Here is a 23,929-nt window from a genome sequence, read left to right as displayed (position 1 = left end):
CACGTTCGCCGGCGACGGCAACATTATCGAATCCGAAGTCGGCACGAGCGGTGTGAAGTACAAAGTCAACACCGCCAACCTGAACACCGCCATCGACAACCAGATCGCCAACAACACCACCATCACCGGGCACACCACCGCCATCAACGCCCTCAAGGGCGGCTTCACCGTCAGCAACGCCGCCGGTACGAAGCAGACCATCACCCTCGGCGGCGCGCCCAAGAAGAACATCCAGTTCAAAGGCGAAGCCAACAAAATCCTCGTCGAAGTGGCGAGCGCCGCCGACGGCGCCACCGTCACCGTGAAGACCGACCCCAACCTCGGAACTCACCTCAACATCGCCAACAACGGCGCCATCACCAGTCTGAACACCACGGTAAACGGGCACACCACCGACATCACCGCCCTGAAAGCCGGTTTCAACGTCAAATCCGGTAGCAGCGTAGGCCCGATCGTGGCCGGCGACACCCTGGAGTTCGCGGGCGTCAACTACGTCCAGACCGCCTACGACGCCGCCGCCAAGAAACTGACCGTCGGCCTCGACACAACAGCGCTGAACAGCCAGATCAACAATCAGGTGAACAGCAACACTACGGTCGTTCAGCACGGCACCGACATCACCGCACTGAAAGCCGGTTTTGACCTGAAAGCCGGCAGCACGACGAACAACGTGCAGCTGGGCGGAACTCCGGTTCCGACCGTGGAATTCGCCACGACCGACGACACCATGACCGTCGGCCTGACCGGCACCAAAGTCACCTACGGCATCGACAAGACCAAACTCGTGCAGAACATCACCGGCAGCGTGATCACCAACATCAACAACGGCTCCACCCCGATCACCAACGTGCAGGCCAAGTTCAAGATCGCCGGCGACAGCACCGGTCCGCAGGAAGTGACCGTGGACAAGACCGGCACGCAGACCGTCAAGTTCGCCGGCGACGGCACCTACATCAAATCCGCGATGACTACGGACGGCGTCAAGTACAGCCTCGACACCGCCGCGTTGAACGCCGCCATCGGCGGAACGGCCAACTGGACCATCAAGGACAGCCAGACCCCGACGCCCGGCTCCAAAGTCATCGACGCCAGTACGCCGCTGGTCGTCAAGGGCGACGCCTACATCAAACCCATCGTCAACGCCGCCGGGCTGAACTTCACGCTGGACGAGACCAAGCTGAACAGCACCATCACCAACAATCTCACCGTTCAGCAGAACGTCACCAACATTGCCAATCTGACCGGCACGGTGACCGGGCACACCAGCGACATCTCGAAACTGAAAGGCGGCTTCGACCTGAAAGCCGGAACCGTCACCAGCCCCGTCGCCCTCGGCGGCGCCAAACCGACGATCGAATTCGCGACGACCGACGACACCATGACCGTCGGCCTCTCCGGCACCAAAGTCACCTACGGCATCGACAAGAGCAAGCTGATCACCAACATCAACAACGGCTCCACCCCGATCACCAACGTACAGGCAAAGTTCAAGATCGCCGACGCCGGGACCGGAACGAAAACCATCACCGCGGACAAGACCGGAACGGAAACCATCAAGTTCGAAGGCGACGGCGCCTACATCACCTCCGCGATGACCGCGAACGGCGTGAAGTACAGCCTCAACACCACGGCGCTGAACACCGCCATCACCAACAACACCACCGTGCAGAACCTCGCCGGCGGCTTCACCGTCAGCAACGAAGCCGGAACGAAGCAGGACATCACTTTGGGCGGCGCGTCCAAAAAGAACATCCAGTTCAAGGGCGAAGCCAACAAAATCCTCGTCGAAGTAGCCAACGCCTCCGACGGCGCCACCGTCACCGTGAAGACCGACCCCAACCTCGGAACCAACCTCAACATCGCCAACAATTCGGCCATCAACGCGTTGAAAGACGGCTTCGACCTGAAAGCCGGCAGCACCACGTCGAACGTCGCCCTCGGCGGCGCCAAACCGACGATCGAGTTCGCGACGACCGACGACACCATGACCGTCGGCCTGACCGGCACCAAAGTCACCTACGGCATCGACACGGCCAAACTCGCCCAGAACATCACCGGCAGCGTGATCACCAACATCAACAACGCGACCACGACCCCGATCACCAACATCAGCGCCAAATTCGGCGTGACTGCGGAAACGGGAACGAAGAAGACCGTAACGCTGGCCAAGGACACCGAACCGACCGTCAAATTCGAAGGCGACGGCACCTACATCAAGTCCGCCATGACCACCGACGGCGTGAAGTACAGCCTCGACACCGCGGCCCTGACCGGCGCCATCGGCGGAACGGCGAACTGGACGATCAAGGACGCGGAAGCCGTACCGGGCAGCAAGTTGATCAACAGCGCCACTCCGCTGGTGGTCACAGGCGCCGGCGGCGTCACCACGAAAGTCGACGCGGGCGGCCTCACCATCGGCCTGGACGGTTCGACACTGAGCAATACCATCAACAACAGCTCCACCGTGATTAATAACGTCGAAGCGAAATTCAAGATCGCCGACACCGGGACCGGAACGAAAACCATTACCGCCGACAAAACGGGAACGGAAATCATCACGTTCGCCGGCGACGGCAACATCATCGAATCCGAAGTTGGCACGGCTGGCGTGAAGTACAAAGTCAACACCGCCAACCTGAACACCGCCATCAACAACCAGATCGCCAGCAATACCACCGTGCAGAACCTCGCCGGCGGCTTCACCGTCAGCAACGAAGCCGGAACGAAACAGGACATTACCCTCGGTGGTGCGTCCAAAAAGAACATCAAGTTCGCAGGCGAAGCGAACAAGATCGACGTGACCGTGACAGCCGACGGGAGCGACGGCGCGAAAGTGACCGTGAAGGCCAACCCCAACCTCGGTCAAAACATCGACATCAGCAACAACAGCGCCATCACCACCATCACCGGCGCCCTGTCCGGCGGATTGAACTTCGCCGGCAACGACGGCGCCGTCAATCGCACCCTCGGCCAGACCCTGAACCTCAAAGGCGGCCTGGCAAGCGTGAGCGCCAGCGTATCCGGCAAGAACCTCGGCGTGAAAAAGAACGCCGCCGGCGACGGCTTCGACCTCGTCATGAGCGAAAAACCCGAATTCGCGGAAGTGACCGTCGGCTCGACCCATAAAGTCATCCTGAGCGACGGCAAAGTCAGCGTCGGAGGCAAAGACTACATCACCACCGCCGGCCTGAACGCCGGCGGACAGAAAATCACCAACGTCGCCAACGCCACAGCCAACGGCGACGCCGTCAACTACGGCCAGCTGAAAGCCGCCACCCTCGCCGCGGGACAGAACGCCACCTACACCATCGGCGCCGACCCCGCCGGGACCGCCCCCGGCATCCTCCTCGACAGCGCGCACAAACGCCTCGACATCATCCCCACAGGCGACGTCATCACCACCGCCGTCAGCGGACGCACCCTCAGAGTCGGCCTCGACCCCGCCAAACTCCAGACCCTGATCAACACCACCACCGCACCCATCACCAACATCTCCGCAAAGTTCAGCGTCAGCGACGGAGCGAGCACCCCCACAGCCACACCGTCACCCTCGCCCAGAACCAGACCCCCAACATCCAGTTCGTCGGCGCCTCCAACCAGATCGTCACCAACGTCACCACCACCCCGCCGGCGGCGTCGTCACCATCGGCCTGCACCAGGACATCCTCGACGCCATCGCCAACGGCAGCGGCGGCAGCGGCGCCTGGAACCTCCAGACCAACGGCGACACCGCCACCCCCATCGGCAACGGCGACACCGTCCAGTTCAAAAACGGCAAGAACATCGCCGTCACCCGCCCCATAACGGCAAAGACGTCACCGTGAGCGTCGTCGACGCCCCCGTCTTCGCCGGCAAAGTGAGCGCCCAAGGCTTCGACGCAACCCACCACAAAATCGAACACGTCCAGGCCGGCCCCCTCACCGCCGGCAGCAGCGACGCCGTCAACGGCGCCCAGCTGTGGAAAACCGCAAGCAGCCTCGCCACCCACCTCGGCGGCGGCGCCACAGCCAAAGCCGACGGCTCCGTCACCGCCCCCGCGTACAAATTCAAGACCATCGGCGGCGGCGCCACCCACCACAGCGTCAGCGACGCCCTCGACGCCGTCGACCGCGAGTTCAGCACCCTGTACCGGAACTTCGGCCAACTCCGCGACATCGACAGCCACCTCAACCGCCTGCGCAGAGACATCAAAACCTCGGGCGCGCTCGGCTCCGCCCTGAGCGCCTTGAAACCGATGCAGTACGACCCGCTCGAACCCAGCCAGCTCATGGCCGGATTCGGAGCCTACAAAGGCGAATACGCCCTGGCCCTCGGCTGGGCGCACTACGTGAAAGAAGACTTCATGGTCCACGCCGGAGTGTCCGTCACCCACCACGGCGAGTCGATGGCCAACGCCGGGCTGACGTGGAGGATCGGCAGGAAGGCAGACAAGGAACAGATCCCCGAACGTTACCGCAAAGGCCCGATGAGCAGCGTCTACGTGATGCAGAAGGAGAACGCGCAGCTGCAGGCGCAGGTAACCTCGCAGGCGCACGAGATGGCTTCTCAGGCACAGGAGATCGCCGAACTGAAAGCCGACATGGAAGAATTGAAGCGTCTGCTGCGGGCGTCGAAACGGAGATAACGTTTCAGCCTAACGTTCCGATCCTTGGATCGGCACGTATCGGCAATGCAATGTAAAGAGAAAGGACTGCAAAGGAAAGGACTGCAAAGGAAAGGACCGGCAATGCAGAGAGAAAAGGGCGGAGTCTTATTCGCTCCGCCCTTTCTTCTTGTTCGTTTTTTATCTGTTTCTATTTATTTTCTATCAATTTGCCATTTATCTTCCCATTCATTCGAGGAGTTTTTTTTTAGTGAAGTGCGTGACGAAAATGAAGCGTGTGATGAAATCGATAGTTTTCCTGGCGATGTTCGCGTCGCTGTCCGCGGCGGCGTTTGCCACGGAGATCGCCGTGGTGGACACGGAAAAGCTCCTGGTCCAGTCCGAACCCGGCAAGCTGGGGCAGGCCCATCTGGAGGAAGTGCAGAAAGTGCTCCAGAAAGGGTATAACGACCTGCGGGCGCTGTACCGCGGCCAGGAGAACACGGCCGAGGCGCAGAACGCGGTCGCGCAGGGGCAGGCGGCGCTGGAACGGCAGATGGAAGTGGAACGCGCGGCGGTGACGTCGGTGCTGCAGTCGGAACTTATGGCGTCCGTGGAAGCGTGGCGGAAGAAGAATCCGAAGTTCCACGCGGTGATGGCGCGTCAGCTGCTGCTCGACGCGGCGCCCAGGCTGGACGTCACCGACGCCGTGCTGAAGGAGATGAACAGGCGCAGGCCGAAGTTCGCCGCCCTTCCCACGGTGACGGTGAGCAAACCAAAGCGAGCGCTTCCGAAAACGAAATAGCGCCGATTCTTGATAGGGCGTTTTAACGGCAAGAGTTCGATGTTGCGGGGGAGATTCACAAAGCGCCCTTGCGTTCGGTTTTTTGATCAAGAAATAGTATTAATCGAGAAATAGTGCGAGATTCATCAAAAAACAGCAACGAGGCCGTCTCAATTGATTTTTGAGACGGCCTCGTTTTTTTAAGATCGATTCTGACTGCGTTGCGCTGATTCTTGCTGGAACGGCCTGGCTGTGAACGTTCGGCGCGCCGAGGGATTCCGGTCGCGCGGAACTGTCTCTTTCCCTCCGCTGCGCAATTCGTTTTGCGAATTTTGCCGGAGCGCTCCCGCTGGCCTGCGTTTCGATCGGGAAACGGCATTCTCTTTGCAGCGGCGCTATTCTCCCCAGAACGTGTCGATCACGTCGCCCGGCGGCGGGGGAGTGAGCAGGCTGACGGCGGCGAAGGCGGAAAGGCCGATGATCAGGCTGGGAACGATCACGTTCATGCCGTAGAAGTTCTTCAGCCACGCGCCCATGACGAAGTAGGAGCCGACGCCGCAGACGGCGGAGGCAAGCGCTCCGGCGGCGTTGGCGCGGCGCCAGTAGAGGCCGAGCACGAGCGGCCAGAGGAAGGCCGCTTCCATGCCGCCGAAGGCGAACAGATTCAGCCACACGATCAGGCTGGGGGGACGCACGGCGGCGAGGAACACGACCGCGCCGAGGATGGCGGTGCTGAACACGCTCAGCTTTTTGACGCGCCGTTCGTCGCCGGCGGCGGCCGGATCGACGTAGTTGATGTAAAGGTCTTTGACGATGGTCGAAGACATCTGGATCAGCTGCGAGTCGATGGTGGACATCACGCCCGCCAGCGGCCCCGCCAGGAACACGCCCGCCACGACCGGCGGCAGGACTTTCACGGCCAGCTGCGGCATGATCGAATCGGGCGTCTGCAGCCCCGGCAGCACGGCGCTGCCCAGCGCGCCGCAGAAGTGCATGCCGAGCATGATGAAGCTGACGACGAACGTGCCGATGACGATGGCCCCGTGCATCGATCGCGAGTCCTTGTAGCCCATGCAGCGCACGGCGGTGTGCGGCAGGCCGATCGTGCCGAAGCAGACCAGCACCCAGAAGGAAAGGATGAACGGCTTGGCGATGAAGTGATCGGGACCGAACGGCGTGAGCAGCGCCGGATCGGCCGCGGCGATCCGGCCCATGACGGCCTTCATGCCGCCTCCGGAAACGGAAATGCCCCAGATCATGGCGATCGTGCCGAGGATCATGACCACGCCCTGCAGCGCGTCGGTGAGCGCCACGGCGCGGAAGCCGCCGACGGTGGTGTAGAGGACGACCGTGCCGGCGAAGATCATCAGTCCCCACAGATAGGGCAGTCCGGTGATCGTCTCGAACAGCCGCGCGCCGCCGATGAACTGCGCCGTCATGGCCGCGAGGAAAAACAGGATCAAACTGACGGACGCGACCACGACGAGCAGCGGGCTGCGGTAGCGCTCGCGCAGAAAGTCGTTGACCGTGATCGCGTCGATGCGGCGGGCGACGATGGCGAACTTTTTGCCCAGCACCCCCAGCGTCAGCCAGGCCGTGGGCACCTGGATCACCGCCAGCAGCACCCAGCCCAGCCCCGTCTTGTAGGCCACGCCGGGGCCGCCGATGAAGCTCGACGCCGAAGTGTAGGTGGCGACCAGCGTCATCGCCAGAACAAAGCCGCCCATGCTGCGGCTGCCGATGAAGTATTCGCTGAGGAAACTTTTGCTTTTCTCCAGATGCGCGCCGCTGTACAGCGCCAGCAGATAGACGCCGGCCAGGTAAGCCAGCACGGGAGTCAGCAGCGGCCAGTTAATCATGGGAAGCTTCCTCCTTTTCGTGCGGGGCCAGCGAGGCGTTTTTGAACAGGAACTTCACCATCAGCCACGCCAAAAAGCAGAACAACACCGGGCCGGCGACGGAACTGTAAAAAAACCATTCCGGCAGCCCCAGCACGAAGCGGTAGCGCGCGGGATCTCCCGATCCCAGCCCGTAGGCGAAAGCGTACCACCAGACGAAGAACGACAGCGCCAGGACTATGGAGCACAAAGCTTCGAAGTTGGCCTGGCGAAAGCGGCGGTCCATGTTTTTCATGGGCGAGAACCTCCTCCGTTTTTTCGGCCGCTCTGAAAGCACGTCGCGCCTTTCGCCGGTCCCGCGCCGGCGATATGCTGTGATCCCACAAGGCTCAGTGCCGCCGTCCCCGCGCGGGCGGCCCGCGAAACGCGCGGAGAACTTCCGGCCGCCGTTCACATGACGGCGGCGTCCTTTGCACAACGAAGAGACCGACAGGCTCCATTATACGACAAATCCATGAAGGCTCAAGCGAGATCTTGACGCCGTCCGCGCGCCGTTCCGTCCGGCGGCGTCCGAGGCGCGAAAACGAGACGGGAAACGGCGGCGTCCCAGGCAGGAACGCCGCCGTCTTGAGCGATTGATACTATTCCGAAATACCGAACAGCAAGAGCGCCGCGAAGGAAATACGCAAAGCGAGTTGCGCAGACCGCGCAGCGGTCGAGACAGTTCTGAGCGACGGGACCTTCTCGGGGCACCGAGCTTTCACAGTCGAGTCATTCTACTAAAGAACGAGTATTATTTTTCGGGCGCTGCGTTTTTGCGGCGTCTCCTTGTCCAGGCTGCTCCGGCAATCCCGCCGAGGGCGCTCGTAAAGATCCAGGCAAAGCCCTCCTGCCCAAGCGGGATGGCGGCCAGCATATTTTTGGCTTGGTCAGCAACTGTGCTCACATGCTGTAAGCCATAGAGGATCCCTATGAGGAAAGCTCCGACGACGGCTCCTCGGTAGACCCCGGGGGTGATTCCCCGATCAAACAAGTTCAGGAGGATCAGGACGATGGCCACAGGGTAAAGAGCGTACAGGACCGGTACGGACAAAGAGATGATGTGCCTCACCCCGTACACCGAAAGGACGGCGCTGGCGGTGACGATGATCCAGACCAAGCCCCTATAGGAGAGCCGTTTGTCCAGGAGCTTTTCGAAATATCCCGCCACCGCCGTGGTGAGACCGATCGCTGTGGTCAGACAGGCGAAGGTCATGGCGCTGGCCAAGGCGTATCTGCCGGTGTCGCCGGCGATAGCGTCCACGAGTCTGACCGTGATGGCGGTGTGCCCGTCCTTCGTATTGGCGAAGCTCTCTCCCCCGAAGCTCCCAGGTAGACAAGCCCTCCGTAGACAAAGAGGAAGCCCAGCATGGAAACGAGAGCGACCTTGACGGCCATTGATAGTCCTTCCTTAGTATTGCCGTGACCGTGCCCCATGATGTCAGCCATGATGATGCTCGCAAAGGCCATTGAGGCAAGAGCGTCCATGGTCTGGTAGCCCTCGGTGAAACCGAGAGCAAAGGCGTTGTCGACCACAGGAGCGGCCGGTTTGCCGATAGGCACGAGAATTCCCTTGACGATGATGAAGCCCAGCATCAGAATTAAAAAAGGGGTGAAGTATGTCCCAATCTGGTCAAGCACCTGGGAAGGATTGAGAGAAAAATAGAGCGTGACGGCGAAGAAGATGAAGGAAACCGCGATCGCGCTCCAGGAAATGCCCAGAATACTCCCCGGGTCAAAGGCCCCCAAAAGGGGAAGGATTCCCACCTCGAAGGTCGTCGCTGCCGTCCGGGGAATGGCAAACAGCGGCCCGATACACAGAAGGATGGCAAAATTGAAGGCTTTTGCAAAAGGCAGACTGACCTTCCCTGCAAATTTGTCGATATTGCCCCCGGCTCTGAATGTGGCAAGCAGCCCGAGCAAAGGCATTCCGATTCCCGTGACGGCGAAGCCTAAGAGGCCTGCGGGCCACTTTTGGCCGGAGACAATCCCGATATAGGGAGGAAAAATAATGTTGCCCGCGCCGAGAAACATGGCAAACAAACCGAAACCCATCACGATAATTTCCTTGTTCTTCGAGTTCATATGATCTCACATCCTAGGGGCTTTCAATCTCCGAGTCTCCTGGGGCGAGGGGGAACGGGGAAGGAGTTCGAGAGGAAACGTCCGAGTTTCTCTACCGACTCTTGGTGGAAAACGACGAACGAGTTGCCTCGCTCTTCGAAGGAGTCCAGTCGCTCAGGACTGTCTCGACCGCTGCGCGGCCTGCGCAACTCGCTTTGTAGATCTTCCCCGGGGCTTGGAGAACATTCGTCGTTTTAGCAAAGAATCAGTATTGCGGCGCGATCTTTTTAAGAGATCTTATTTGATCGCGAGATATTTCTCGGGGATCGGCAGCTCGGTGTTGCCCAGGTAGCCCTGGCCGAACACGTACGTGTCCTGATAGACCAGCAGGTGATTCTTCTTTTCCAGCCCCGTCTGCGCGTCGCGGTAGTAAGATCCGTTCCACTTGGCGCCGGGCGTGTTGGCCGCGTAAACGGCGAACAGGTCGTCGGCCTTGAACTGGCGGCGGAAATTCTGGGCGCTGACGCCGGCTTCCGCGCATTTTTTGCCGTACTCGGCGAGCCCGACCACGGCCGTGAAGCCGGAGGAATAGGCCCAGGTGCCCATGCGCTTCGCGCCGCCGCGCCTGACGACCTCCTCCTCGATGCGCTTGAGGATGGCGGGGAAATCTCCGGCCACGCTGGAAAGATCCAGGCCCAGCGCGCCGGGATAGCCCATCAGCGGCGAAGGCACGTCGGCTTCGACGAAAATGCCGCCGAGCGCGGCGATCTGCTTGAGCAGCGGCTCGGTGTGAGCGTCGTTGGTGCAGAAGAACGCCGTCTTCTGGCCGTAACGGTCAAGCCACGTGGGCACGTGTTCGAGGATGAACTGCTGCGCGCCGGCCACGCCGACGTCGCTCATCGGATCGGGCGCCGTCTCGGCATGAAAGGCGATGCCCATGTCCTCGCAGGCCGCCTTCATGATGTTGAAGCGGCGCAGTTTGAGTTCCGAGCTGAGGTGGCGCGGGAAGGATATGTGCACGAAATCGGTGGCGCCCAGCTTCTTGGCGCCGTAGATGATCAGATAGCCGCGCGTGATCGAGTCGATGTTGGTGGCGAGATCGGCGATGCTCTCGATGACGCCGGGATCCTCCTGCGGCTGGCCGGCGAAGAGCAAAATGTCGGGACGCTTCTCGCGGATGCGGCGGAACGCCTCGGTCGTACCGGGCACGGCCGTCATGACCACGACCACCTTCATCAGCGGATCGTCGGCGAAGGCCGCGATCTGGCTGATGGTAGTCTCCATCTCGGCCATGAAGTTGTCCGGCATCGTCACGTGCTTGATGTAGCCGCCGTCGGCCACGTCGCCGTAACGGCGGATCAGTTCCTCGGCGCCGCGCAGGTTGTCCTCCGCCTGCGAGACGGTCTCGGTGCAGACGCCGATGTGGAACGGCGCCGCCGCGAAAGCCGTACCGGCCGCGCACAGGAACGCCGCCGCCAAAAGTGCCGTCAGAGATTTGCGCATGATGTATCCCTCCTGGAGTGGGAATATTCTATTCGGAGCTTCCCCCGTCGCACGGCGGGGGAATGGGGCTCTGCCGGGAACTTCCAGTTCGCCGGCGGGATCTTGAACGATGCGGCCGTATCCGCGATGATGGCATCGAACGCTTTCCATTCGCTTTCGGGGTAGGCGAACCGGAGCGCGCAGCCTACGAAAAACTCCAAACTTCTTTTCAAAAAAAGGAGGGGAAATTCCCCTCCCCATATGATTTACGAATGATTTACGAAGAACTACGCTTTGATCCCTTCGGCTTCGGCCTTCATCTCCTGGATGGCCGCGGCGATGCGAGCGATGCCCTCTTCGATGACCTCGGGCGAGCAGTAGGTGTAGTTCAAACGGGCGTTGTTGATGCAGGCGCCGGGCTCGACGGCGAAGGCGGAACCCTGGATGAAGGCGACCTTCTTGTCGAGCGCGCGCTTCATCAGTTCGTCGGTGTTGACGCCGGGCACGTTGATCCAGTAGAAGAAGCCGCCCTGAGGCTTGACCCACGTGACGCCGAGAGGCGCCAGATGGCGCTTCATGCTCTCTTCCATGGAATCGCGGCGCTTGCGGTAGTTGTCGATGATTTTGGGCAGATGCCTGACAAGGTGTCCTTTTTGGCAATACTCGGCGATCAGGGCCTGATCGACGGAGCTGGAGCAGAGATCGGTGCTCTGTTTGAAGACGCACATCTTGCGGACGATGGCGGGATCGCCGATGACCCAGCCCGTGCGCGTGCCGGGCGCCAGGATTTTGGAGAACGAACCGGCATAGATCACGTTGCCGACCGTGTCGAACGAGAAGATGGAGGGCAGGTGCTCGCCTTCGTAGCGCACGTAGCCGTAAGGATCGTCCTCGAAAATGCCGATGTCGTATTCCTCGGCGATGGCCGCCAGCTTCTTGCGTTTTTCGACGCTCATGGTCATGCCGCCGGGATTCTGAAAGTTGACGATGGTGTAGAGGAACTTGACCTTTTTGCCCTCGGCGCGCAGCGACTCGATCAGAGCGGGCACCTTTTCGACCTGAAGGCCGTCGGCGTCGCAGGGAATGCCGCGGCACACGCCGCCGTGATTCATGAACACGGTGATGGCGGCCATATAGGACGGATCTTCGGTGATGATGACGTCGCCGGGATCGAGCATGGCCCAGGAGAACAGGTCGAGCGCCTGCTGCGAACCGGTGGTCACGAAAATCTGATCCAGGCCGACCTTGCGCCCAAGGCGCGGCTCCATGAAGTCGATCAGGAACTCGCGCAGCGCCGGGTTGCCGTCGGTGGTGCCGTACTGGAGCAGTTCGGTGCCGTTGTCCTTAAGCAGGTGCGCGCTCTCGTAGAACTCGTTGACGGGAAAGACCTCGGGCGCGGGCATGCCGCCGGCGAAGGAGATCATGCCGGGCTTTTTGATGACCGCGAGGATCTCGCGGACGGGAGAAGGACGCGTGTGCATTGCTTTGTAGCTGAAATTGCCATTCCAAGTGCTGCTCATGATGAAAAAACACCTCCTCAAAAATTTCGCTCTCATGCCTGCGGCGCGAGAGCCGATTCATTTGCGCTCCGGCGGAGAAAAGTTCTCGGGACCTTAGCTCCAATAGTGCATAATTGGATTATACAAAATAATTTTAACTCTGACTATAGAGAATCGGAGATGAAATATTTTTCCTGTTCAAAATTAAGCATAAAATATGATTTGTCGTTTTTTGTATGCAATAAATATCAGGATCGCCTTCTGACCGGGGACGGCCGGCGAACGAATCGTTGGGGGGAATTTTCGAGGCATGGGCGCCGGCGTTCCTGTTGCCGTATGCTTGTCCGCCGTCGGCCGGATTGTTATAATGTTCGCCGGCGGAGGGAGAGTCCGCCGGAAAGGGGCGGGGGACGGTGGCAAAAAAACGGCAACAGGACGGTTTCTGGTCAGGGCTGCTGGTATCGCTGGCGCTCAGCGCCGAGTGGTCGGCGCCCGCCTGGATCGCGCTGGCGCTCCATCACTGGGCGGGGATTTCGCTGCGCTGGTTCTGGGGACTGCTGGGGCTGTGGATTTTCCCGCTGGCGCTTTCGTCGCTGGCGATGGCCGTCATGAAGCGGGCCATCGACGCTCCCGAGCCGGAACGCCCCAACAAGAATCCCTATTCGGTTCGACACCGTCCCGTTCGCGCGGTTGGAGAAGAAGAGGCGGTTTCCTCCCGGCGCGCCGGACGGGAGCTTTGACCGGCAGATGTCGGGAGCCGGAAAAGAATCTGCCATGGACGACAAAATCCGAACGCTCGCGGCGCACCTGATCGCGGAACACGATCTGCCGCCACGGGATCTGCAGACGTTGCTCGAAAACAACTCGCCCGAGCTGCGCCGCACGCTGGCAGGCGCGGCGCAGGCGCTGTGCCGCGCCTATTACGGCGACGAGGTGTACGTGCGCGGCCTGATCGAGTTCACCAACGAGTGCCGCAACGACTGCTATTATTGCGGCATCCGCCGCGGCAACGGCGCCGTGCGGCGCTACCGCCTCGGCGAAGAGGAGATCCTCGGCTGCTGCCGGCAGGGCTACGATTGGGGATTTCGCACGTTCGTGCTGCAGGGCGGCGAGGATCCGCAGTATCCGCCCGAGCGCATCGCGTCGCTCGTGGCTTCCGTCCGCCGCGAGTTCCCCGACTGCGCCGTGACGCTTTCGGTGGGCGAGTGCAGCGACGAAGCCTATCGGATGTTTTTCGAGGCCGGCGCCGAACGCTATCTGCTGCGCCACGAGACGGCCTGCGACGGACATTACCGTATGCTCCACCCGCTGCGGCAGCGCCCGGAAAACCGCAGGCGCTGTCTGTGGACGCTGAAACGCCTCGGCTACCAGGTCGGCGCCGGGTTCATGGTCGGTTCGCCCGGGCAGAGGCCCGCGCACCTCGCCGCCGACTTTCAGTTCATGAAGGAACTGCAGCCGCAGATGATCGGCGTCGGCCCCTTCATCCCCCAGCGCGACACGCCTTTCGGTCACGCGCCGGCGGGCACGCTGGAACTGACGCTGCTGTGCCTGTCGCTGCTGCGCCTGTTTTTTCCCAAAGCCCTGATTCCCGCCACCACGGCGCTGGGCACGATCGCGGCGGACGGGCGCGAGCTGGGGATTTTGGCCGGAGCCAACGTCGTCATGCCCAACCTTTCGCCGCCGGCCGTGCGCCGGGATTACGCCCTCTACGACCGCAAGATCTGCACCGGCGAAGAAGCCGCCGAAGGCCGAGGCGTCCTCGCCCTGCGCATGAAAAACATCGGCCGCCGTCTGGCGGTCGGCCGCGGCGACGCCTATGGCTTCCCGCCGCGCTGCAAAAAATCCTGAGCCGATTTTCCGGCTCAGGATTTTTTTGTACGAAATATATCCATGTGGACGGCAGAAAATCAGCCTGCCGCTGCGCCCGCAGACGGCGCCGGCGGGGCGTACGGTTCGAGAAATTCAAGCAGCGGGACGATATTGGACCGACGCGCGTAGTCCATCAGCGTGGCGAAGTCCTGCGCCGTGGGCTGCTGAACGAAGCAGGCGATCAGCTGATTGAGGCCGTCGGCGATGATCCCGCGGTCGCCGAGCTTTTCGCCCAGGCGGAGGCGCAACATAGCCAGCTCGTGCTCCGCCAGGTCGCGCACCATCGGACTGTGACGGGCGATGTTCATGAGCCGGACTTTTTCCTCCACGTCGTCGGTGAAGCTCTCGGCGCGGCGCAGCAGCAAGTCGGCGCGGATGCCGTCGATGCCGAACCAGAATCCGCCCACGGCCGCGGCGAGCATGAAGGCGCCCGTCAGGCGGTAGAACAGCGAAGGCAATTTCTTCGGCGCGAACGCGCCCTCTTCGCCCCGGAAAAGGTGGCGGCTGCAAAGCGCGAAAGCGAGAGCGACCCAGAGCGAGTTTTCGATGCGGTGGAACGGGCGCGTCCAGAGCGCGTCGAACCAGACCAGGAACAGGAACGAACTTCCCCAGAGGAACTCCATGGGCAGCCGGCGGCCGCGGCGGCGGCGCACGCAGCGGCACAACGCCGCCAGCCAGAGCAGGGCGGCCAGCAGCAGCGACAGAACGCCCCACAGGCCGAACTCGCAGAACCACTGCAGGATTTCGTTGTGCGCCCAGTAGGTGAACTGCCATTTCATGGTGGGATCGAGCGTCATGGCGGCGCGCTGCCCCTGAAGATAGTACCATTTGAACTGCCCCAGGCCGACGCCGGTCAGCGGCCGAAACGCGCCGACCTGCCACGACGTTTGCCAGATTTCCCGGCGGGCGGCGACGTCGGCGATATTTTTGATCATGTCGCGCGTCTTCAGCAAAAAGTCGAAGCCCCGCCCCGTGTCGGCGAGGATGAACACGGCCAGCACGGCGAAGAACAGGGCGATGCCGAGGGCGACGCGTTTGAGCTGGCCGCGGTCGCGCGAGGTGAAGAAGATCAGCAGCGCCATCGCCAGCGCCCCCACCCAGAACGCGAGGATCCCCGAGCGGCTTGTGGAACGGATCAGGCACCACGACATGACCACGTAGAAGAGCAGATTGCCGGCGATCATGATCCTGTTCCGGAGATTTTTGGCGAAAAGACCGCCGTAGCTGACGAAGAGGAACAACGACGAGAACAGCGCCATCGCCAGCCACAGCGCGAGCATGTTCTGCTGTCCCGTGTTGCCGATGTAGTGCCCCGGCGTCTGCATGACCAGCTTCAGGCCCCGGAGCGGCGCGACGAGGCCGCGTACCTGCAGCTCGGCGAAAATCCCGTTGATCGTGGCGTTCAGCGCCGCCAGCCAGAGGATCGGACGCAGCCAGCCTTCCTTGAAAAAGGAGAACGCCGCCAGATAGAAGACGACGCAGCCGGCGAAAAAGAACCACTCGCGCTGCCAGCCGGGCACGGAGCGAAGCGGTACCCAGCGCGGCTGCAGCGTCACGAAAACCATGAAGAGCAGCCAGTAAAGCCCCATGACGTCGAGGCGCAGCGGCCCGCGCCTGCCGTCGAGCAGCGCCGGGCCGCCCGCGCAGAGCGCCAGCAGACCGACGGGGACCAGCGCGAAGCACCACTTCATCAGGTGCAGCGTCTGAAAGAACGAAGTGCCCGAATACACCAGGTTCGGCAGCGTCAGGCTGACCGCAAAAAGCAGGAAGAACAGCGCGCTGCGGAAAGAATCCCCGGCGTCGGGCGCGGTCTCCGGCACGGCGTGCGGCGGCGAAGCATCGTGCAGTTCCACGGCGAAGTCCCCTTTTCTTCTCGAGAATTTTCCATACTATAGCATAAGAACGGCCGCCATGAAGCGGGGATGTCCGCGAAAAAAGAAATTTTCCACGGCCAAAACGATGCGGCGTCTCGTTGCCATCTCCAAATTTTTGACGTTTTGCGCTACAATAAAAAACTGATCGGAGCGATAGTTGAGTGCGGAGGCGCGGCAATGGGACGACATGACGTAAAATCAACGAAACAGACACGCGAAAAAACGGAACGCGTGCCGGCGGAAGGGAAAGGGACCGCCGCGCCCGCATCGACGGGAGGCGCCGTAACATGGCCGCGGCGTCCGCGGCGGAGGCCCGATCTGAGCGGCGCTGCGCCGGGAAAGAGCATGGCGTCGGAGGCGCCGGCGCAGGACGTTTCTGACGGTTCGGCCCCGTCCGGGCGCGGCAAGCTCAAATGGCCCATACGTCCGCGTTCGCAGCGTTCCGTGAGGCTGCCGGACCTGCATGAAAGCGGCGCGGCGAGCGGGCAGATCAGCCGTCGCCCTTCCCGTCCGGCGGAGACGGAAGCGCCGGAGCGCGGCGGAGTTTCATGGCCTGCCGGGCGGCGCGCGGAGGAACCGCCCCGTTCTGCGAGGGCGGATGCAGGGAAAACGGTCCCGCAGCCTCTCTCTCCTCTCGGGACGAAACGCGCGGAGGAGAAACTCGCTGCAGCCGGGAACGTTCCTCCTTCGCGGCGAATGCCGGAGGATCAGCCCCACGCGAAAGAGCCGTGGCCCGTGCGTTTCCTGCGCGTCGTCCTGGCAACCGGCATCTGCACGCTGGCCGCCGGATTCTATTTTTTGTGGGCCAGACAGAGCGCGGAAGAGGCCATGCCGCCGCTGTTCACGCCTCAGCCCTATTTCTACGAAGAAGAGCAGCCGGTTCACGCGCTGCTGCTCTGGCATGAGAAGGTGCTCACCGCTCCGTCGGGCGGCACGGTGCAGCTGGCTTACGGCGGCAAAGCAGCGGCCGTGGCCGACGACGAAGTGGTGGCGACCGTATTGACGCGCGGACGCACGATCGCGATCCGCACGCCGGCGCGGGGGTACTTTTTGCCGGCCATCGACGGCGCGGAAGACCACTGGGATTATCCGACGCTGTGGCTCGGTTCCGGCTTGCTCCCCAAAGCGCCGGAGCTGCGCTGGGTCGAGGATCTGAAGCCGCTCGACACGGCCGTCCGCGCGGTGGGCAAACTGATCTACCTGCCTCAGGAGCCGCGCGCGATCTTTTACCTTGATCTGACCGACCGGCTGCGGGCCGGACTGGAGCGCGGTTCCATCTCCATCCGCCGCGAGTCGAAGGGGCCGAAGTGGACGGCGCGCGTGCGCGTGTACGTGAAGTACGGCGACGAGCGCGCCAAAGTGGCGCTCGACATGCCCTATTTCCCCATGGACATGGCGCTGTCGCGCGAGGTGGACTTCCTCGTCTGTTCCGACGAGGATGCGGGGCTGGTGGTGCCGGACTCGGCGGTGACGATCCGCCACGGTACCTACGGCGTTTTCGAGCTGGTCGGCGACCGGCTCGTCTTCCGCAGCGTCACCGGAAAGCCCATCGAGGACGGCCGTTTTTTCATCGCCTCGGGGCTTTCCGCCGGAAATCCTGTTATACTTGAAGCGGCAAATGCCGAAGAAAAGAGGGTGCGGTTATGGTAGAGTCGGAAATGTTCGCGTCGATCCGGTCGATTCTGGACCGCATGGAATCGGCGGCGCTGCGGAGCGGCCGCAGGGCGTCGGATGTGACGCTGCTGGCGGTGAGCAAGACCAAGCCGCTGGAAACCGTGGTCGCGGCGGCCCGTACCGGACTGGTGACTCATTTTGGCGAAAATCGCGTTCAGGAAGGACAGGCCAAGATCCCAAACTTTCCCGCGGAGCTCGGCGCCGTCTGGCATCTGATCGGCCATCTGCAGCGCAACAAAGCGCGCAAGGCGGTGGAGCTCTTCGACGTGATCGAAAGCATCGACGGCGAGGAGATCGCCGCGGCGGTCGAGCGCGTCTGCGCCGAAAAGGACCGGCGCCTGGACGTGTTGATCGAGGTCAACAGTTCCGGCGAAGCGTCGAAAACGGGAACGCCGATGGCGGCAGTTCCCGCGCTGGCGGATTTTGTCAGAGGACAATGCCCGCATCTGGCGCTTCAGGGGCTGATGACCATCGGCCCGTTGGGCGGCGACGAAAAAGCGGTCCGCGGCGCTTTCGACGCCACGCGCGAACTGCGCGACCGCCTGCGCATTTCGGCGGGCGATCTGCCGCGTCTTTCCATGGGCATGAGCGGCGATTTCGAGTGGGCGATCGAACAGGGCAGCACCGAAGTTCGCGTGGGCACCGCAATCTTTGGACATCGTTAGGAGGAAATCCCCATGGCCAACAAGCTTTTGTCATTTCTCGGTCTCGCCGACAGCGGCGACGTCGTGGTGGAATCTCACCGGAACAAGAAGCGTCGTACCGACTATATGAAGAAGATCCAGCGCCTTGTCGTCCCCGACGATGAGGAAGAAACGGAAGTCCCTGCGGCGGAAAACGAAGCGGCTCCCGCTGTAGTGGAAGACGAACGGGCTTTTGCCGCCGCGAACGCCGTCGAAGAAAACGGCGGACCTGAGGAAGCTGCGGAGCTCGAGAGCGACGGCGGACGTCATGCGGCCGGCTCTTCCGGCTCTTTTTCCAGCCGTCTGCGCCGCTTCGGCGAGTCGCTGCGCCGTCAGGATGAGGCGGCGCAGCCGCTGGTGCTGGTCAAAAAAGGCGTCGCCGGAATGCTCGACGACATCGAAGACGCGCTCGTAGAGGGACAGACGGTGATGCTCGATTTCGAAAAGGAAGACCGCAAAACGGCCGCCGACGTGGCCCGCCGCATGGCGGATTTCGTGCGCATGCACGACGGCGCCTTCTACACGGTGACGAGCACGAGCCTGTTGCTTTCGCTGAACAAAAACGCCGTGATCGAATGGCTGCCTGAAGAAAACGGCCGGGAGCAGTAGGGGATGGCAAACGACCTGGACTTGCTCAAGGTCGTGGACGTGGAGGGCGTCGTTTTCTCGCGGGGCCTGCGCGGCTATGCGGCCGACGAAGTCGACGAGTTTCTCGACCGCGTCGCCGACACGCTGCAAAGATATTCCGAACTCCACGCCACCGACCAGATGCGCATCCGCGAGCTGGAGACGACCATCAGAGAGAACGACGAGCTCAAGGTGTCGCTGCAGAACGCGCTGACCATGGCGAAAAAAACTTCCGAGGACTTTCTCGCCTCGTCCCAGAAGGAAAGCGAAGCCGTGCTCGCGCAGGCGAAAGCGAGAGCCGAAGGCATCCTGGCCGACGCCGTCGCGCAGAAAACGCAGCTTCTCGGCGAAATCGAGGAACTGCGCCGCTCGAAAGAGCATTTCGTCGCCGACGCCAAGGCCGCGGTGCTGCGGTACAACATGCTGCTCGACGGCCTGCAGGAGAAGCAAGGTCAATGAACCGGGGCTTCCTCCGCCTGGACGACCCGGTGACGGCCATCCGCGGCATCGGCGAGGCAAAGGCGCTGCTGCTTCAGCGTCTCGGCATCGCGACGGCGGAAGATCTCGTGTATTTTTTCCCTCGCCGCTACGAAGACCGGCGGCAGATCGTGACGATCCAGGATCTTGCGCCCGGCGGGCCGCCTCAGGCCTTCCGGGCTCGAGTTGTTTCCATCGAACAGCGCGTGGCGCGAAGCAACCGCCGCATGCAGATCACGCGCGTCTGCCTCAGCGACGGCAAAAACGTGGCCTGGGCCCTGTGGTTCAACCGCTGGAACCTGAGCAAAATCTTGCGGGAGGGTATGGAACTGGCGCTTTACGGCTCGCTGGAGCCGCGCCGTCCCGTGCCGGAGCTGCTCAATCCCGAGTTCGAGATCCTCGACGGCAGCGATCCGCGCAGCGTGGGGCGCATCGTGCCCGTTTATTCCGCGACGGCCGGGCTGAACGAAAAATGGCTGCGCCGCGTCATCGACACGGTGCTCGAAACCCTGGCCCCGACGATCCCCGATATCCTGCCGCCGCCGATCGTCGAGAAGTTCCATTTTATCGACGCCGCCTCCGCCGTGCGCCAGATGCATCAGCCCACCGACGAGGCGCTTTTCCGCGCCGCGCGGCAGCGCCTCGTCTTCGAGGAGTTCTTTCTGCTCCAGGTCGGTCTGGCGCTGCGCCACCGCCGCGGCTGCCTCGAAAGGAAAGCCCCCGCGCTGACCGGGCAGGCGGACCTGACGCGGAAGTTCCTCGCCGGGCTCCCTTTCGAACTCACCGGCGATCAGCGCCGCGTCGCGCAGGAAATCGCCGACGACATGCGCCGTTCCGTGCCCATGAACCGGCTGCTGCAGGGCGACGTCGGTTCGGGAAAGACCGTCGTCGCCGTGCTGGCGATCCTGCAGGCGCTCGACTCGGGCGTGCAGGCCGCCATGATGGCGCCGACGGCCGTGCTCGCCCAGCAGCACGCGCTGACGCTGAGCCGGTGGCTCGAACCTCTGGGCGTCGAAGTCGGCCTGCTGACCGGCGGCGTCGCGCCCGCCGAAAAGAAAAAAATCCACGAGCGTTTGTCCGACGACACGCTGCGCGTCGTCGTCGGCACCCATGCGCTGATCCAAGAAGCCGTCAGCTTCAAGCGGCTCGGCCTGATCGTCATCGACGAGCAGCACCGCTTCGGCGTGCTCCAGCGCAAGGCCCTGAACAGCAAAGCCGGCGCCGAAGCGCCGCATACGCTGGTGATGACGGCCACGCCGATCCCGCGCACGCTGGCCCTTTCGGTCTACGGCGACCTGGCCGTGTCCACGATCCGTCAGCTGCCGGACGGCCGCCAGCCCGTCAAATCCGTGTGGATCGGCGACAACCGCCTGCCGAGAATGCTGCGCTTCCTCGAAAGCGAAATGGCCGCCGGCCGTCAGATCTATTGGGTCTGCCCGCTCATCGAGGAAAGCGAGAACTTCGACGCCGCGCCGCTGGAGTCGCGCTTCGAACGGCTCCGGCGCGAATTCCCGAAGCGGCGTTTGGCCATGCTCCACGGGCGCATGAGCGAAAAGGAAAAAAACGCCGTCATGACCGAATTCTCGGCGGGACGCATCGACCTGCTCGCCTCCACGACCGTCATCGAAGTCGGCGTCGACGTGCCCAACGCGACGGTGATGGTCGTGGAAAACGCCGAACGCTTCGGCCTCTCGCAGCTCCATCAGCTGCGGGGCCGCGTCGGCCGCGGCCCCGCCAAGTCCTGGTGCATCCTCTACGCCGATCCGAAAAATCCCGAGGCGGAACACCGCCTCGATCAATTCTGCTCCCTCAGCGACGGCTTCGCGATCGCCGAGGCGGACATGCAGATGCGCGGTCCGGGCGAGTTCTGCGGCGTGCGCCAGCACGGCCTGACGGATTTCCGCGTCGCCGATCTGATCCGCGACGGCGCCGTCATGGAAGTCGCGCGCCAGGAAGCCTTCGCTCTGATCGCGCAGGGCGATCCCTACGAGAGCTTCCCACTGCTCATGCAGGCCGTGCTGAGCCGCTACGGGCGCATGCTCGACATCGCGAGGACCGCCTGATGAAAGAAGAGCGCTCCCTGCCTTTTTCCGCCCTGCCCGACGAAGACATGAAGTGGGAGTCCGTGCTGATCCGCCTCGTTTCGACCCCGCGCACGCGCAAAGAGCTGGCGCGGAAACTGCGCGAGCGCCGCTGCCCCGAGGAGAAAGCGGCGGAGCTGCTGGACCGTTTCGAAGAGATCGGCATGATCGACGACCGCGCCTACGCGCTGCTCTACGTCGATTCCAAGCGCGATTTCGGCCTGCGCCGCCTGCGCGACGAACTGAGAGCGCGCGGCGTCAGCCATGCCGATATCGACGACGCCCTTGCGGAGAGCGGAATCGACGAGGCCGAACGGGCGCTGCGCCTGGCGCGCCAGTGGGGAAATCAGCGCGGCATGACGCCGCAAAAACTCGACGCTCGTCTGCGCCGCCGCGGCTTTTCGTCGTCCGCGGTCCGCGAGGCGTTTTCGCAGTTGCATGAAGAACTTGAAAATTTCCGCAGTCTCGGCGAAGGGACTGGCGGCGATGAAGAATAACGGTACAGAGCGATACGCGGAAGCTCATGAGGAACTCTTTTTCTCATGGGCTTCCGCTGTTGTAAACGATGGATGTCCGAAAACGCACGAAGATTTTTCCGGCCTTTTTATGGGGAAATTTTTACGTTTTCCCCTTGTGAAGTTTCGCAGATAACTGTAAAATAAAAAACGTTACAGGCAGATTTTTGTCAAGCCCGCGTTCCCCTCAACATATGTTTTCATTTATTTTTCGAAGGGATGCCGGCTTCCGCTGCCGCCTGAAAATGGGCGGGGCGATTTTATATTGACAAATTCATAAGGAGTGAGAACTTTTGAGTATTTATCTGGTACTTGGAGTGCTCCTCGGCATCATCGGGGGCACGGGGGCGGGGATGTTCATCGCCAAGGGCGTGGCCGCGCGCAAGGTGGCGGAAGCGCGCTCTCAGGCGGAGAACATCGTCAAGGAAGCGCGGTCCAGCGCCGAGCGCGACAGCAAGCTGCTGGTGTCGGAGGCGCGTGACGAAGCTTCCAAAGTCCGCCTCGAAGCCGAGCGGGACGCCAAGGAGCGGCGCGTGGAGCTGCAGCGCACCGAACGCCTTCTGGAGCAGAAAGAAGAGAAACTCGACCGCAAGCTGGAAAAGCTCCAGCACCGCGAGGACGAGATGAAGACCCGTCAGGACGATCTGGAAAAGAAGATCCAGGAAGCCGACGAACTCTGCAAGAGACGCGTCACCGACCTCGAACAGATCGCCCGGATGACCAGCGACCAGGCCCGCGCCCAGCTGCTTCATGAGGTAGAAGACAGCGCTCAGCACGCGATCGGCCTGCGGCTGGCGGAGATGGAAGCCCAGGCCCAGCGCGACGCGAACAAGAAAGCCCGCGAGATCATCGTCACCGCCGTGCAGCGCTGCGCCGTGGAGAAATCCTCGGACGTCGCCGTCAGCACCGTGTCGCTGCCGAACGACGAGATGAAGGGCCGCATTATCGGCCGCGAAGGCCGCAACATCCGCGCCTTCGAGACGGCCACCGGCGTCGACCTGATCGTGGACGACACGCCGGAAGCGGTGACGCTGAGCTGTTTCGACCCCGTGCGTCGTGAGATCGCCCGTCTGTCGCTCGAAAAGCTGGTTGTGGACGGCCGCATCCATCCTGCCCGCATCGAGGAGCTGGTCGCCAAAGCGACCGCCGAAGTGGAGGAGTCCATCGCCGACGCCGGCGATCAGGCGCTGATGGAACTCGGCATCAAGCAGATGAATTCCGAGCTGGTCCGCACCATCGGCCAGCTGCGCTACCGCTACAGCTACGGCCAGAACGCCCTGCAGCACAGCATGGAAGTGGCGTACATCTCCGGCATGATCGCCTCCGAGCTGGGCGTCAACGAAGAACTGGCCCGTCGCGCCGGCCTGCTTCACGACATCGGCAAGGCCGTCGATTTCAAGATCGAGGGCCCGCACGCCCTGATCGGCGCCGACCTCGCCAAACGTTACGGCGAGCCGCCCGAAGTCATCAACGCCATCGGCTCGCACCACGAAGACATGGAAGTCAAGAGCATTTACGACGTCATCGTCGCCACCGCCGACGCCATCAGCGCAGCGCGCCCCGGCGCCCGTCGCGAGAGCATCGACGCCTACGTCAAACGTCTGGAAAAACTCGAGACCGTGGCCAACGGCTTCAAGGGCGTCAGCAAGGCCTTCGCCATCCAGGCCGGACGCGAAGTCCGCGTGCTGGTCGCGCCCAGCGTCCCCGACGAGGCGTCCGTGGCCAAACTGGCTTACGACATCGCCCGCAAGATCGAGGAAGAACTGAAGTATCCCGGCCAGATCAAAGTCACCGCCATCAAGGAGATCCGCGCCTCCGACCTCGCCAAGTAGGCTTCGCCC

At 62.4% G+C, this 23,929-nt stretch carries 18 protein-coding genes and 1 pseudogene; 11 read left to right on the top strand and 8 right to left on the bottom strand.

Features of this window, described 5'->3' with window-relative positions; genetic code table 11:
- Positions 1-52 precede the first annotated feature (52 nt).
- Together RAH42_RS11020 and RAH42_RS11015 are read left to right on the top strand one after the other, a co-directional pair.
- A complete protein-coding gene (locus RAH42_RS11020; protein ID WP_317539504.1) occupies positions 53-4,624 on the top strand; it encodes a YadA-like family protein in 4,572 nt (1,523 codons plus the stop codon).
- Between the two features lie 259 nt (positions 4,625-4,883).
- A complete protein-coding gene (locus RAH42_RS11015; protein WP_317539503.1) occupies positions 4,884-5,387 on the top strand; it encodes an OmpH family outer membrane protein in 504 nt (167 codons plus the stop codon).
- Between the two features lie 55 nt (positions 5,388-5,442).
- Here the strand turns inward: RAH42_RS11015 and RAH42_RS11010 are convergent, their stop codons facing one another.
- The 7 genes from RAH42_RS11010 to RAH42_RS10985 form a co-directional block, all read right to left on the bottom strand.
- Positions 5,443-5,745, bottom strand: coding sequence for a hypothetical protein (locus RAH42_RS11010; RefSeq protein WP_168170116.1), 303 nt, complete (start codon positions 5,743-5,745; stop codon positions 5,443-5,445).
- Positions 5,746-5,761: 16 nt separating this feature from the next.
- The gene (panF, locus tag RAH42_RS11005; RefSeq protein WP_205948320.1) at positions 5,762-7,225 is read right to left on the bottom strand and encodes a sodium/pantothenate symporter; all 1,464 of its coding nucleotides are present in this window, start codon (positions 7,223-7,225) and stop codon (positions 5,762-5,764) included.
- Positions 7,218-7,499 carry a YhdT family protein gene (locus RAH42_RS11000; RefSeq protein WP_078017015.1) on the bottom strand — a complete coding sequence of 94 codons (282 nt, stop codon included), beginning with the start codon at positions 7,497-7,499 and terminating at the stop codon, positions 7,218-7,220. The genes panF and RAH42_RS11000 overlap by 8 nt, the downstream gene beginning before the upstream one ends.
- Positions 7,500-7,997: 498 nt before the next feature.
- Positions 7,998-8,507, bottom strand: a complete 510-nt coding sequence (locus RAH42_RS13235; protein ID WP_343228910.1) for a branched-chain amino acid transport system II carrier protein — start codon at positions 8,505-8,507, stop codon at positions 7,998-8,000.
- On the bottom strand, positions 8,456-9,328 hold the full coding sequence (locus tag RAH42_RS13230) for a branched-chain amino acid transport system II carrier protein (protein ID WP_343228909.1): 873 nt from the start codon (positions 9,326-9,328) through the stop codon (positions 8,456-8,458). Before RAH42_RS13230 ends, RAH42_RS13235 begins: the two co-directional genes overlap by 52 nt.
- Before the next feature lie 276 nt (positions 9,329-9,604).
- The gene (locus RAH42_RS10990) at positions 9,605-10,810 is read right to left on the bottom strand and encodes a DUF3798 domain-containing protein (protein ID WP_078017013.1); all 1,206 of its coding nucleotides are present in this window, start codon (positions 10,808-10,810) and stop codon (positions 9,605-9,607) included.
- 266 nt (positions 10,811-11,076) lie between these two features.
- Positions 11,077-12,309 carry a PLP-dependent aminotransferase family protein gene (locus RAH42_RS10985; protein WP_078017012.1) on the bottom strand — a complete coding sequence of 411 codons (1,233 nt, stop codon included), beginning with the start codon at positions 12,307-12,309 and terminating at the stop codon, positions 11,077-11,079.
- A 392-nt stretch (positions 12,310-12,701) separates the two neighbouring features.
- Here RAH42_RS10985 and RAH42_RS10980 point away from each other — a divergent pair, with 392 nt between their 5' ends.
- Entirely contained in the window at positions 12,702-13,028 is a 327-nt protein-coding gene (locus RAH42_RS10980; RefSeq protein ID WP_078017011.1) for a hypothetical protein, read from the top strand.
- 34 nt (positions 13,029-13,062) lie between these two features.
- Positions 13,063-14,136, top strand: a complete 1,074-nt coding sequence (gene hydE / locus RAH42_RS10975; RefSeq protein WP_078017010.1) for a [FeFe] hydrogenase H-cluster radical SAM maturase HydE — start codon at positions 13,063-13,065, stop codon at positions 14,134-14,136.
- A gap of 59 nt (positions 14,137-14,195) precedes the next feature.
- Here hydE and RAH42_RS10970 read toward each other — a convergent pair whose 3' ends face one another.
- Positions 14,196-16,010, bottom strand: a complete 1,815-nt coding sequence (locus RAH42_RS10970) for an O-antigen ligase family protein (protein ID WP_317539502.1) — start codon at positions 16,008-16,010, stop codon at positions 14,196-14,198.
- A 717-nt stretch (positions 16,011-16,727) separates the two neighbouring features.
- Between RAH42_RS10970 and RAH42_RS10965 the strand changes: the two genes are divergently transcribed.
- The 7 genes and pseudogenes from RAH42_RS10965 (at position 16,728) to rny (ending at position 23,920) form a co-directional block, all read left to right on the top strand.
- On the top strand, positions 16,728-17,681 hold the full coding sequence (locus RAH42_RS10965; protein WP_317539501.1) for a hypothetical protein: 954 nt from the start codon (positions 16,728-16,730) through the stop codon (positions 17,679-17,681).
- A complete protein-coding gene (locus RAH42_RS10960; RefSeq protein WP_317539500.1) occupies positions 17,675-18,370 on the top strand; it encodes a YggS family pyridoxal phosphate-dependent enzyme in 696 nt (231 codons plus the stop codon). Before RAH42_RS10965 ends, RAH42_RS10960 begins: the two co-directional genes overlap by 7 nt.
- Before the next feature lie 12 nt (positions 18,371-18,382).
- Positions 18,383-18,997 carry a hypothetical protein gene (locus tag RAH42_RS10955; protein WP_078017006.1) on the top strand — a complete coding sequence of 205 codons (615 nt, stop codon included), beginning with the start codon at positions 18,383-18,385 and terminating at the stop codon, positions 18,995-18,997.
- 3 nt (positions 18,998-19,000) lie between these two features.
- Positions 19,001-19,474 (top strand): DivIVA domain-containing protein, encoded by a 474-nt coding sequence (locus tag RAH42_RS10950; protein ID WP_078017005.1) that lies wholly within the window; start codon positions 19,001-19,003, stop codon positions 19,472-19,474.
- Positions 19,414-21,555 (top strand): annotated as a pseudogene (recG, locus tag RAH42_RS10945) (ATP-dependent DNA helicase RecG); the annotation flags it as partial. The gene RAH42_RS10950 and the pseudogene recG, both read left to right, overlap by 61 nt.
- A complete protein-coding gene (locus RAH42_RS10940) occupies positions 21,555-22,070 on the top strand; it encodes a regulatory protein RecX (protein ID WP_317539499.1) in 516 nt (171 codons plus the stop codon). The pseudogene recG and the gene RAH42_RS10940, both read left to right, overlap by 1 nt.
- 317 nt (positions 22,071-22,387) lie before the next feature.
- Complete coding sequence (rny, locus tag RAH42_RS10935) at positions 22,388-23,920, top strand: ribonuclease Y (RefSeq protein WP_317540260.1); 1,533 nt, start codon at positions 22,388-22,390, stop codon at positions 23,918-23,920.
- Positions 23,921-23,929: the final 9 nt, after the last annotated feature.

It is taken from the genome of Pyramidobacter sp. YE332, from assembly GCF_033060595.1.
GTDB lineage: Bacteria > Synergistota > Synergistia > Synergistales > Dethiosulfovibrionaceae > Pyramidobacter.
This window is presented reverse-complemented; position numbering and strand designations above follow the sequence as displayed.